General features: G+C 58.9%; 12 protein-coding genes. 1 reads left to right on the forward strand and 11 read right to left on the reverse strand.

Annotated features, from left to right (window positions below; translation table 11 throughout):
- Positions 1–118: 118 nt before the first annotated feature.
- From F560_RS0118670 to F560_RS0118720, 11 genes are all read right to left on the reverse strand, one after another.
- Positions 119–397, reverse strand: coding sequence for a hypothetical protein (locus F560_RS0118670; protein WP_019007280.1), 279 nt, complete (start codon positions 395–397; stop codon positions 119–121).
- A gap of 5 nt (positions 398–402) precedes the next feature.
- Positions 403–579 carry a YfhD family protein gene (locus tag F560_RS25220; RefSeq protein ID WP_019007281.1) on the reverse strand — a complete coding sequence of 59 codons (177 nt, stop codon included), beginning with the start codon at positions 577–579 and terminating at the stop codon, positions 403–405.
- A 169-nt stretch (positions 580–748) separates the two neighbouring features.
- A complete protein-coding gene (dnaJ, locus tag F560_RS0118680; RefSeq protein ID WP_019007282.1) occupies positions 749–1873 on the reverse strand; it encodes a molecular chaperone DnaJ in 1125 nt (374 codons plus the stop codon).
- A gap of 86 nt (positions 1874–1959) precedes the next feature.
- A complete protein-coding gene (dnaK, locus tag F560_RS0118685) occupies positions 1960–3792 on the reverse strand; it encodes a molecular chaperone DnaK (RefSeq protein ID WP_019007283.1) in 1833 nt (610 codons plus the stop codon).
- A gap of 64 nt (positions 3793–3856) precedes the next feature.
- On the reverse strand, positions 3857–4468 hold the full coding sequence (gene grpE, locus F560_RS0118690; protein WP_019007284.1) for a nucleotide exchange factor GrpE: 612 nt from the start codon (positions 4466–4468) through the stop codon (positions 3857–3859).
- Between the two features lie 67 nt (positions 4469–4535).
- The gene (gene hrcA, locus F560_RS0118695) at positions 4536–5561 is read right to left on the reverse strand and encodes a heat-inducible transcriptional repressor HrcA (protein WP_019007285.1); all 1026 of its coding nucleotides are present in this window, start codon (positions 5559–5561) and stop codon (positions 4536–4538) included.
- A gap of 196 nt (positions 5562–5757) precedes the next feature.
- On the reverse strand, positions 5758–6219 hold the full coding sequence (locus F560_RS0118700; RefSeq protein ID WP_026298398.1) for an N-acetyltransferase: 462 nt from the start codon (positions 6217–6219) through the stop codon (positions 5758–5760).
- Between the two features lie 267 nt (positions 6220–6486).
- The gene (gene hemW, locus F560_RS0118705; RefSeq protein WP_083932137.1) at positions 6487–7692 is read right to left on the reverse strand and encodes a radical SAM family heme chaperone HemW; all 1206 of its coding nucleotides are present in this window, start codon (positions 7690–7692) and stop codon (positions 6487–6489) included.
- Positions 7693–7775: 83 nt separating this feature from the next.
- Positions 7776–9593 (reverse strand): translation elongation factor 4, encoded by a 1818-nt coding sequence (gene lepA, locus F560_RS0118710; RefSeq protein WP_019007288.1) that lies wholly within the window; start codon positions 9591–9593, stop codon positions 7776–7778.
- 102 nt (positions 9594–9695) lie between these two features.
- Positions 9696–10106, reverse strand: a complete 411-nt coding sequence (locus tag F560_RS0118715) for a hypothetical protein (RefSeq protein ID WP_019007289.1) — start codon at positions 10104–10106, stop codon at positions 9696–9698.
- A 12-nt stretch (positions 10107–10118) separates the two neighbouring features.
- On the reverse strand, positions 10119–11384 hold the full coding sequence (locus F560_RS0118720; RefSeq protein WP_019007290.1) for a stage II sporulation protein P: 1266 nt from the start codon (positions 11382–11384) through the stop codon (positions 10119–10121).
- A gap of 244 nt (positions 11385–11628) precedes the next feature.
- On the opposite strand from F560_RS0118720, the gene F560_RS25225 reads away from it, so the two are divergent.
- Positions 11629–11819, forward strand: a 191-nt coding sequence (locus F560_RS25225; RefSeq protein WP_019007291.1) for a helix-turn-helix domain-containing protein, incomplete at its 3' end; no start/stop codon positions are given.

The following is an 11819-nucleotide window of genomic DNA, read 5'->3' on the forward strand; positions in this document are numbered from 1 at the left end:
CCCCGATTTCAAAACCGCGGCCGCCGCGGTTTTCATTGACCTTCATTATACACGCTTCCCCGAAGCGGACGCAAAAAAAGCGTCAAGCCGCAAAGGCCTGACGCTTCCTGTTCAGTAGCTATTCCGAAATAACCCGGCCTCCCGCCTGCTCGATCACGGTGCGGGCGCGCGCAAACGCAACCGCCGGAACCTGGACGGACAGGCTGAACGGTCCTGGCGCACCAAGCGTTCCCGGTTCTTCCGCAGCCTCCAGAAAGGCGTCGGAGACGCCGGATTCCGAAACGCCACCCTTCCGCTCGATGCGGAACCGGTCGGCGCGCAAGGCCAGGAGCTTTCGTGCCGCGTGTTCCGCTTGATCCTGGGAAGAGAAACCTGCAACGAGCGGACGCATTTCCATGCCCGTTACTTCCCTTCGTACCGGGAGGCCCGCCGGTCGGCTTCCTCGGCCCGCTCCCAGGCTTCCAGGTCTTCCTCGTCCGCAAGCTCTTGGGCGTATTCCACATCTTCGGCCGATGCGGCCGGCAGCTTGGAGGTCCGGGAAGCAAATCGCTTCCTGCTTGGGCGTTCGTCGATGCTCATGATTCATCCATCCTTTGGCGTTATCCTTCCGCTTCAAAAGATAGGATGCGCGTCCGGATGGCCTCGTATGCATGCCGAAAGCTCCCGCCCGAACCGCGGACGGGAGCTTGAACAGGCCCTCTGCGCTTCAATCGCCGCGGCCGCGGCGCGAAGCGGAAAAGAAAGCTCGTCAGTCGCCCAGTATCGCTTTTTTCATTCGTTCGAATATGCTCGACGGATGCTGCTCCTGCGTCGATTCGCCGATGCTGGCGGCAAATTCGCGAAGCAGGTTCTTCTGCGCTTCGGTCAAGTTGGTCGGCGTCACGACGGTCACTTTGACGTGCTGATCCCCCTGCCCGTAGCCGCGCAGCCGGGGCACGCCTTTGCCCTTCAGGCGGAAGTAGGTTCCCGTCTGCGTTCCGGCCGGAATTTTCAGCTTGACCTTCTCGGTCAGCGTCGGAACCTCGATCTCGTCGCCCAGCGCCGCCTGAGCGAACGTCAGCGGCACTTCGCAGTAGATGTCGTCTCCTTCGCGCTCGAAAAACTCATGCGGCTGTACCCGAAGCACCAGGTACAAATCGCCGGGAGGGCCTCCGCGCAGCCCGGCCTCCCCTTCGCCGCTGACCCGAAGCTGCGCGCCGTCGTCGACGCCGGCCGGGATTTTGACGTGGATTTTCCGCTGCCGCTTCACTTGGCCGCTGCCGCCGCACACGGAACAGCGTTCGCGGATGATTCTTCCTTTGCCGCCGCAAGTCGAGCAGACTCTGCGGTTGACAATCCGGCCGAACGGCGTATTCTGCACCACTTCCTCCTGGCCGGTGCCGCGGCAGGACGAACAGGTGTCCACCCTGGAGCCGGGCCTTGCGCCGCTGCCGCGGCAGGTGTCGCACGTTTCGGTGCGGGGAATGGTGATGTCGGTTTCTTTGCCGAAGACCGCTTCCTTGAAGCTGATCGTCATCGTGTATTGCAGATCGTTGCCGCGCTGCGGAGCGTTCGGGTCGCGCCGGCTTCCGCCGCCGAAGAACATGTCGAAAATGTCCCCGAAGCCCCCGGCGAAATCGCTCGCGCTCGCCCCGCCGCCGAAGCCCGCCATCGGATCCTGATGGCCGTACTGGTCGTAACGGGCGCGTTTTTGCGGGTCGGTAAGAACGTCGTAGGCTTCCTTGACTTCCTTGAATTTGGCTTCCGCATCCGGCGCCTTGTTGACGTCGGGATGGTACTGACGGGCCAACTTGCGGTAAGCTTTCTTGATCTCGTCGGCGGAGGCGTTCCGGTCGACCCCCAGCACTTCGTAATAGTCTCGTTTGTCTGCCACTCCTCCACCTCCTCATGAGGAAAGTCAAAGCCGTTCCGGTTGCCTGGCCGGCAAGGGAAGCAAGCTTTGACTTTGATCAACGTTTCTTATTTCTTGTCGTCGTCCACGACTTCATAGTCCGCATCGACGACGTTGTCTTTTTTGGCCGCTCCGGCATCCGCGCCGCCTTGAGCCGCTTGCGCGTTCGCCGCCTGCTCGTAGAGCTTGACGGAAAGCTGCTGCACGACCTGCGTCAACTCTTCCGTCGCGGCTTTGATTTCGCTCAGGTTGTCGGTTTCGAGCGCTTTTTTCACTTTTTCCTTGGCCGCGTTCGCCTTTTCGATTTCGCTCGCGTCGACTTTGTCGCCCAGGTCCTTGATCGTTTTTTCGACCGTGTAGACCATCTGGTCCGCGCTGTTCTTTGCTTCGACCAGTTCGCGGCGCTTCGCGTCTTCTTCGGCGTACAGCTCGGCTTCTTTCTGCATGCGTTCGATTTCTTCCTTGCTCAAGCCGCTGGAGGACGTGATCGTGATCTTCTGGCTTTTCCCCGTCCCTTTATCCATGGCGGACACGTTCACGATGCCGTTGGCGTCGATGTCGAACTTGACTTCGATTTGCGGCACGCCGCGGGGAGCCGGAGGAATATCGCTCAGAATAAAGCGTCCCAGCGTCTTGTTGTCGCGAGCCATCGCGCGCTCGCCTTGCAGGACGTGAATTTCGACCTGCGTCTGGTTGTCCGCGTACGTGGAGAAAATTTGCGATTTTTCCGTCGGAATCGTCGTGTTGCGTTCGATCATCTTGGTCATGACGCCGCCGGCCGTTTCGATGCCGAGCGACAGCGGCGTAACGTCGAGCAGCACGACGTCCTTGACATCCCCGGTCAGGACGCCCGCTTGAACGGCTGCGCCGAGCGCAACGACTTCGTCGGGGTTAACGCCTTTGTGCGGCTCCTTGCCGGTCAGCTTCTTGATCGCTTCCTGCACGGCCGGAATCCGCGAAGAACCGCCGACGAGCACGACTTTGTCGATATCCGAAGGGCTGAGGCCGGCGTCGGCGAGCGCCTGGCGGGTCGGACCCATCGTCCGTTCGACGAGATGCGCGGTCAATTCGTCGAATTTGGCGCGCGTCAGGTTGACTTCAAGGTGCTGCGGCACGCCGTCGACCATCGTGATGAACGGCAGCGAAATCGTCGTGCTCAGCACGCCCGACAGTTCTTTTTTCGCTTTTTCCGCGGCATCCTTGAGGCGTTGGACGGCGGCACGGTCCTTCATCAGGTCCACGCCGTGCTCTTTCTTGAATTCGGCTGCGAGCCAGTCCATGATGGCCTGGTCGAAGTCGTCGCCGCCAAGATGGTTGTCGCCGCTCGTCGCCTTGACCTCGAAGAAGCCGGAGCCGAGCTCCAGAATGCTGACGTCGAACGTACCGCCGCCGAGGTCGAAGACGAGAATCGTTTGGTCTTCTTGCTTTTCGAGACCGTACGCCAGCGCCGCAGCCGTCGGTTCGTTGACGATCCGCAGCACTTCCAGGCCGGCGATCGTGCCGGCGTCTTTGGTCGCTTGACGCTGGCTGTCATTAAAATATGCCGGTACGGTGATAACCGCCTGGGTAACCGGCTGTCCCAGATAAGCTTCCGCGTCCGCTTTGAGCTTTTGCAGAATCATCGCGGAAATTTCTTGCGGCGTGTAGGCCTTGTCGTCGATTTTTACTTTATAGTCCGTGCCCATATGGCGTTTGATCGAAATGACGGTGCGGTCGGGGTTCGTGATGGCCTGGCGTTTCGCCGCCTCGCCGATGATGCGCTCCCCGTCCTTCTTAAAGCCGACCACGGAAGGGGTTGTGCGGCCGCCTTCCGGATTGGGAATGACGACGGCCTCGCCGCCTTCCATGACGGCGACGCAGGAGTTGGTCGTTCCCAAGTCGATCCCGATTACTTTGCCCATATGAAGTACTCCTCCTCACATCGTTCCATGGTTAGTGCTTCGATCTTGCTTCGTAAGTACGTCTCTATTGGCTGACCTTGACCATGGCCGGGCGAATCACCTTGTCTTTCAGCCAATAGCCTTCCTGAACGACTTCGACGACGATGCCCTCGCCGTATTCCTCCGATTCGACCTGCATAATCGCCTGATGAAGTTCCGGATCAAACGGCTGGCCGACCGGGTTCATCGCTTTAAGTCCCTCGTTCTCCAGCACCTGAACGAATTGGCGGTAAATCATTTCGATGCCTTTCGAATAGGCGCTGTCATTGGCCGCTTCTCCTCCGGCTTTCAGCGCGCGCTGAAAATTATCGACCACCGGCAGCAGCTCACTGATCAATTTGGCCGAAGCGTATTTGGAAAGCTCTTCTTTCTCTTTCAGCGTGCGGCGCCGGTAGTTGTCGAAATCCGCTTGAGCCCGCAGAAAACGCTGATAATTGTCGTCGGCAAGCCGCTGCAGTTCCAGATAACGGGGATCTTCGGCCGCTTGTTCGGTGTCGCCGGACCGGGCGGCCTCCGCCGTTTCGGCCGCTTCCGCGCTTTCGTCCGCGCCGCCTGCCGCCTCTTCGGGCTGCTGCGTCTCCGCGGCGTTCTCCGCCGCTTCCTCGCGTTGCTCTTCCATCTTTTCGGGCTCCTTCATATCTTGACTGCTCACGCGCAAATCACCTCCTTACCGTGCCACCCTCGAGCGGCCGCTATACCCTTGCTCATTTAAACCAACGGCTCAAATGCGTAGCGAAATCGTTGGTCAAATATTCCAGAAGATGGATGACCTTCCCGTACTCCATCCGGGTCGGGCCGAGGATTCCGATCGTTCCCAGCGATTGCCCCTCGACGGAAATGGTCGCCGTAATGAGGCTGCATGAATTGATTTCTTCCACGGCATTCTCCGTGCCGATCCGCACCTGAATGCCTTCCGGAACGGCATGGAACAGCTGAACGAGCTTCGACGTCTCTTCCAACGTATCCAAAATGCCCTTCACTTTGCCGACATCCTTGAACTCGGGCTGCGTCAAAATATTCGTCGCCCCGCTCAAAAACACGTTCGGCTCCATCTCGTCCGCAAGCGTCTTCTCCAGCACTTCGAGAACCTGCTCGCAGCGGTCGATGAACCGGCTCAGTTCGCTGGCCACCTCGGTGTAGAGCACCGATTTGATGCGGACAAACGGCACTCCCGCCAGCTTGTCGTTAAGCAGATTGACGATTCTCTGGATATCCCCGATGTTGATGCCTTCGGGAATCGTGACCGTGCGATGCTCGACATGGCCGGTGCTCGTGACGATGATGGCGACGGCAGAGCTGTCGGTCAGCGGAACGAGCTGAAAATGCTTCAACGTCGTGCTGAACATTTCCGGGCCGAGAACGATGGACGTGTAGTTGGTCAGATGCGACAAAATCGTCGCCGCCTGATGGATGACGCCTTCCCAATGGCTCACCTTGTCGGCGAAGAAGCTGCGCAACTTGGCAATGTCCTGTTCGCTTGCGCCGGAAAGCGGGATCAGATGATCGACGTAATAGCGATACCCTTTAACCGAAGGAATGCGGCCGGCCGATGTATGAGGTTGCTCGAGCAGCCCCAGTTCTTCCAGATCGGCCATCTCGTTGCGGATCGTCGCCGGACTGAAGCTTACATCGCCCCGTTTGGAAATGCTTCGCGAACCGACTGGCTCCGCGGATCGGATATAATCGTCGACAATGGCCGTTAAAATCATCCTTTGACGTTCGGTTAACATCCGGCATTCCCTCCTCGGTTCGTTAGCACTCTTGCCAAACGAGTGCTAAACGCTATAACAAAAATACCAAACCGTTCCCGCCGTTGTCAAGAACGATCCGGGTCCGATCTGGCATTTGCGCCGTCTCTGCGCGTACGGCAGTCTCCGTCCGTTTATCCTTGAATCTGTTCCAAGCGGCCGCAACCGCCCGCGCAAGTCAAAAAAGCACTTTGACGACCGCCGTTTCGTCGCAGCAGTGCCGTTTGCTGCAATGGACGCAGTCGGTCCACACTTTCTCGGGGAAGATCTCTTTTTCTACGACCGTAAAACCGTTTTTGACAAAAAAATCGACCGCGTACGTAAGCGCCATGACTTTCGGCACCTTGATCGCCCGGGCTTCGTCCAGCAGCGCGTTCACGATGCGCGTGCCGAGCCCTTGGCCCTTGTAGCCTTCGGCCATTCCCAGTGAACGGATTTCCACCAAATCGGCGCCCAACCGAAACAAAGAACCGCAGCCGATCAGCCGGCCGCCTTCCTCGGCCACGATGAACGAATCGATATGGCGATGCAGCGCATCCTTGGACCGCGGAAGCATAATGCCTTTCTCTGCGTAGCCCTGAATCAGATCGTAAAGCGCGTCCACGTCGCTTGGCTGCGCTTTGCGGCAGGCGATGGTCATGTTCACGGGATTCCCTTCTTTTCGGCATCCAAAATGTAGTGATGTGAATAAATATACATCAAAACGAATGAATCCTCAAGAGAGAAATATGCACCTTTCCGCGGCTGCCGGCGCATATCCCGCGTCCGCTTTTCCGACCTGCGGCTGCTTTTTGTTCCTTATTATATGTTATTCGTTCAGGAGGTTTTCCGTTTGGGGCGCATAATGTCAGCCCCTCGCCCGCCGGCGGCTTGCCCGGTGCGGCTCGGCCGCAAATGCCGGCGCGTCTTACAGGAACGCGCCGAACACTTCGTTGCCAAGGGGAACGCCGCGTTCCGTCAAGCGGTAGCCGGCCGCCTCGCCGGTGCCGGAGGCCTCGATCAGCCCCTGCTCCAGAAGACGGTTCAACACGCCGTCGAACACCTCGTCCAGATCCGCTCCGCCGAACTGGGCCGCGAAATCCGCCTTGCGCACGCCCTCGCGCAGTCTCAGTCCGACCATCATAAAGTCCTCCATCGCCTCGCGGACCGTAACCGGGGTCGTTTCCAGCCTGGGCAGCCCGCTTGCCGCGGCGTCGATATAAGGCTGAACGCCTTTGATATTGATGTGGCGCACGCCCATGGCGTAGCCGTGGGCGCCCGCGCCCAGCCCGTAGTACGGCTCGTTGCGCCAGTACACGGTGTTGTGCCGGCTTGCAAACCCGGGCTTGGCGAAGTTGCTGATCTCGTAATGCTCGTACCCCGCCGCGCCAAGACGCTCCCGCAGACGCTCGTACATCGCCACTTCCTCGTCCTCGTCCGGCAGCGGAAGTTCGCCCCGCTCGTACAGCCGGTGGAAAAGCGTATTTTCCTCGACTTTCAGGCTGTAGAGGGAGTAGTGCGGCAGATCCAGCTCCAATGCGCGCGAGAGACTGTCTTCGAGCTGAGCCAGCGTCTGGTTCGGCAGACCGAACATCAGGTCGATGGACAAATTCGTAAACCCGGCCTGCCGCGCGTTCGCAATGCTGTTGACGACGTCCTTCGCCTCGTGAATCCGGCCGATGGCGGCCAGCAGCTTGTCGTCGAACGATTGGGCGCCGAAGCTGATCCGGTTCACGCCGCCCTCCCGCATCGCGTCCAGCTTGGCCGGGTCGGTCGTGCCCGGATTCGCCTCCATCGTAAATTCGGCATCCTCGGACAGCGGAAAATAACGGGCAACCGCGTTCAAAAACCGCGTCATCTGCCGCGGGTTCAGGACGGTCGGCGTGCCGCCGCCCACAAAGACGGTACGGATCGTTTCGGGCGGCAGCGCGCGGACGGTCTGCTCCATTTCCCGCTCCAGCGCATCGAGATAAGCGTCCACCGGCTGGCCGGCGACGACGTAGGAGTTGAAATCGCAATAATAGCACTTGTTCGTGCAAAACGGGATATGAATGTAAAGCGCGCGCGGCGTCCAGGCGTGCAAAGGAACAACCGCCGCCGCTTCATGCGCGCCGCTTGGTTGCGAAAGGGCCATGGCGGTCGCCTCCTTCTTCTTGATGGAACCCGGAACCGGCGCGGCGGTTCTCGCCGCTTGCACGGTTTCGCCCGCCGCTCCGGTCAGTCGTCGTCAATTTTCAGCACCGCCATGAACGCTTCCTGCGGCACCTCGACGCTGCCGACCTGCTTCATGCGCTTTTTGCCTTCTTTTTGTTTCTCCAGCAGCTTGCGCTTGCGCGTAATGTCGCCGCCGTAGCACTTGGCCAGGACGTTTTTGCGCATCGCTTTGATCGTCTCCCGCGCGATGACCTTCTGGCCGATGGCCGCCTGTATCGGCACCTCGAACATTTGGCGGGGAATCAGATCCTTCAGCTTCTCGCAAATAACGCGGCCGCGCTGGTAGGCCCGATCCCTGTGCACGATGAACGACAGGGCGTCGACCTGTTCGCCGTTGAGCAGAATGTCCATCTTCACCAGCTTCGACTGGCGGTAGCCCGACAGCTCGTAGTCGAACGACGCGTACCCCTTCGTGCTGGATTTAAGCTGGTCGAAGAAATCGTAGACGATTTCGGCCAGCGGAATTTCGTAGATCAGCGTGACGCGGGTCGTGTCCAGATACTGCATGTCGACAAATTCGCCGCGTTTGCCTTGGCACAGCTCCATGATCGCGCCCACGTAATCTTTCGGAACGATAATGGACGCCTTAACGTACGGCTCCTCGACATAATCGATCTTGCCCGCTTCCGGATACTCGGACGGATTGGAAATTTCCAGCTGCTGGCCGTTGGTGAGCGTGACTTTGTAAATAACGCTCGGAGCGGTCGTAATGAGCGGAATGTTGAACTCCCGTTCGATCCGCTCCTGAATGATTTCCATATGCAGCATGCCGAGAAAACCGCAGCGGAACCCGAAGCCGAGCGCCTGCGACGTCTCCGGCTCGAATTGCAGCGAGGCGTCGTTCAGCACCAGCTTCTCCAGCGCTTCGCGCAGGTCGTTGTAATCCGAGGAATCGATCGGATACAGGCCGCAGAAGACCATCGGATTGATCTTCCGATAGCCGGGCAGCGCTTCTTTGGTCGGGTTTTTCGCATTGGTGATCGTGTCCCCGACCCGCGTGTCCTTGACGTTTTTGATCGAAGCCGTAATGAAGCCGACATCGCCGGGACCGAGTTCGTCCACGACCGTCGCCCGCGGCTTGAACGTTCCGACCTCGACGACGTCGAACGTCGCGCCCGTCGCCATAAACAAAATCGGCGTGCCGGCGCGGATCGTGCCGTCGATGACGCGAATATAGCAGACGACGCCCTTGTAAGCGTCGTAATACGAATCGAATATAAGCGCCTTGAGGGGCGCATTCGGATCGCCGCTCGGAGCCGGAACCTTGCGCACGACCTGCTCCAGAATCTCTTTGATGCCGATGCCGTTTTTCGCGGAGGCAAGCACCGCTTCGCTTGCGTCCAGCCCGATCACGTCCTCGATTTCCTGGCGGACCCGCTCGGGCTCGGCGCTCGGAAGGTCGATTTTGTTGATGACCGGCAAAATTTCCAGGTTGTTGTCCAGCGCCAGATACACGTTGGCCAGCGTTTGCGCTTCGATGCCCTGCGCCGCGTCGACGATCAGCAGCGCCCCTTCGCATGCGGCCAAACTGCGCGACACTTCGTACGTAAAGTCGACGTGTCCGGGCGTATCGATCAGATGAAGCGTATACGTCTCGCCGTCATCCGCCTTGTACTGAAGCCGGACGGCCTGAAGCTTGATCGTAATGCCCCGCTCCCGCTCCAAATCCATCGAATCGAGCACCTGATCCTGCATTTCGCGCGAGGACAGGGCGCCGGTATATTCGAGAATGCGGTCGGCCAGCGTCGATTTCCCATGGTCGATATGCGCGATAATGCAAAAATTGCGAATATGGCTTTGTTTGGGTCGAATGTCTGCCATCAGAACCTCCACCGGAGTTACCTCATATGCCTATCTAGGTAATTATAGCAAGGCAACGGCGGTGCGGCAATGCGCCTTCTTCGGCCCGGTCCGCTTGCCCCGTCATTCCGTCGCGGATTCGAACAGCGAGACGATCAGCCGGATGCCGCTTTTCGACAATTGCTGCAGCGTCTCCGCCGTTTTGCCCGCCAGACGGTCGACAACCGGTTCCCGGTCAAGCCGGGGAATCGCCGGGACGGCATCGGGACCGGTTCCGGGATCGTAGGCGATGCCGGGCGGCTCGTCGGCGAACCTGGCCCCGCCTGTCCTTCGCGCGGCCGCCGCTTCCGAGGCTTCCGCCGCGGCGTCCGGCGGCTCGGCTTCCCGCTGCCCATCCTGAGCGATACGGGTTCCGCTCTCCTCCAGCGGCCCGTACACGGTCGAAATGCCGCTCGACGCCAGTTCCATCCCGTACATCATGGCAAGCAAGATCAAGACTCCTACAATCGCCAGCTTCACGATATCCCTTCTCATCCTTTTGCCCCCTCACTTCGTTTGCGCGGGCGCGTCGGCTTTGACCGCGCCTTGCCGCTCCCAATAGATTTCCGCAATCACCTCGGCCAGGACATCGGCCGTGCGGTAGCACTCCGCAAGCGTGTTGTCGACTCCGCCGATTTCGATCAGCACGCTGTCGGGAGACACCGACTGGTTGTATTCCCCGTTGCCCGTCGCCGCCGTTTTGCCCCATATTCCACGGGACAGGCCCGGATATTTTTTCTCCAGCATCTGATGGATCGAGTTGGCGAACGCCTCGTTTTTCTCCCAGTTCGGGTTCCGGTGGCCGATGATGAAATAGACCTGGGCGTAAGCCACTCCCCCGATCGTCGCGGTCGTCTTGCTTCGCCGCTGGGAATCCCGGTGAATATCGAAAAAGATTTTCAGATCCTTGTTTTCTGCGATCGCTTCCTTAACCGTCTGAAGCGAATATTTGTAAGAGTAATTCCAGTTATAGCCTTTGACGGTCGATGCGTAGTCCTTGTCGGAGTGAACCGTGCCGATGCCCCGCTTCTCCAACTGATCGGCCATCCGCTTGCCGACGAGCGTCACGTTGACGGTGTCCGAATTGGGGTCCTTCGTTCCTTCCTTCAGCTCCGGATACCAGGACTCGCGGTTGTGGGAATGGTAGATAAAGACGACCTTGCGTCCTTCCGTCGTTTGGCGGTCGCCCGGTCCCGGCGCTTTGCTTGCGTCCGGTTTTTCCGGCGCCGCGGACGGTTCGGGCGAAGGCTCGGAAACGTCCGGCGAAGCGCCGCTTTCAGGCGAAGGAGTCTCGTTCAAGCCGTCTTCCTCATCCGAAGGCAGGTCTTGACCGGGTTCGTGATCCTCCGGCGCTTCCCCTCCGCCCCCCGAACCCGGACGCAGCAGCACGGCGCTGTCGCGGTCCATGCCGGGCATTTCCAACGCCAGCAGACTCTTCGGGTCGTCCGGATTCAATTCGGTCATCCAGCGGACGAGAAAGGAAGCGAGCCGGGACGCCGATACGGGCGATTTCTCCTCTTGCTTATCCATATGCGGCAATTCCATTCCCAGAAGCGAGGCAAAAAACGATCCCGAAACCGACGCGGCAAACCCCTTCATGGATTGAACGGGCGAAGCGGCGAGCACGTTCTGAACGATGCCTCCGACCCCGAGCAGCAGGACAACCGTCATCGAAATAAGGCTTAACGCCAGATACGCTTTGCCGGTAACGAGCATTCTCCTGATCCGATATTTCAGCCTCGGACGCTGCGCCATGAAGATGATCCGTCTCATCCTGTTCCTCCTCGGCCCCCCTGCATTGAGGGCGTTCTCTCTATTTTTTGCGGTGATAGTCCAATATATGAGAGACCGTAGTTTGCTAGAACCGAGAGAGTTTTAAAGGTTGATAGACCGGTATAATCGCTCGCGTCAAGGAATCGAAAAAAATAAACCTCCATTTTCAAAACGGAGGTGATATGCTCCCCTTAAGGTAGACAGGTGAAATAATAAAACCTGCTGCTGAAAGGGAGCTTTTTTCATGCCTAATAAACAATATAGTGCGTCGGAGAAATTCGCCATCCTACAGGAAATCGAAAGTGGCCAGATCGGCGTTAAGGCTGCAGCTAAAAAATACGGTATTCCCAAAACCACCTTGGTGAAATGGCGAAGTCGTTATGAGGTGTACGGGTACGAAGGGTTAGAGAGACAAACTCGCAATCGAAGTTATTC

It is taken from the genome of Cohnella laeviribosi DSM 21336 (genome assembly GCF_000378425.1).
In the GTDB taxonomy this organism is placed as follows: Bacteria; Bacillota; Bacilli; order Paenibacillales; family Paenibacillaceae; genus Cohnella; species Cohnella laeviribosi.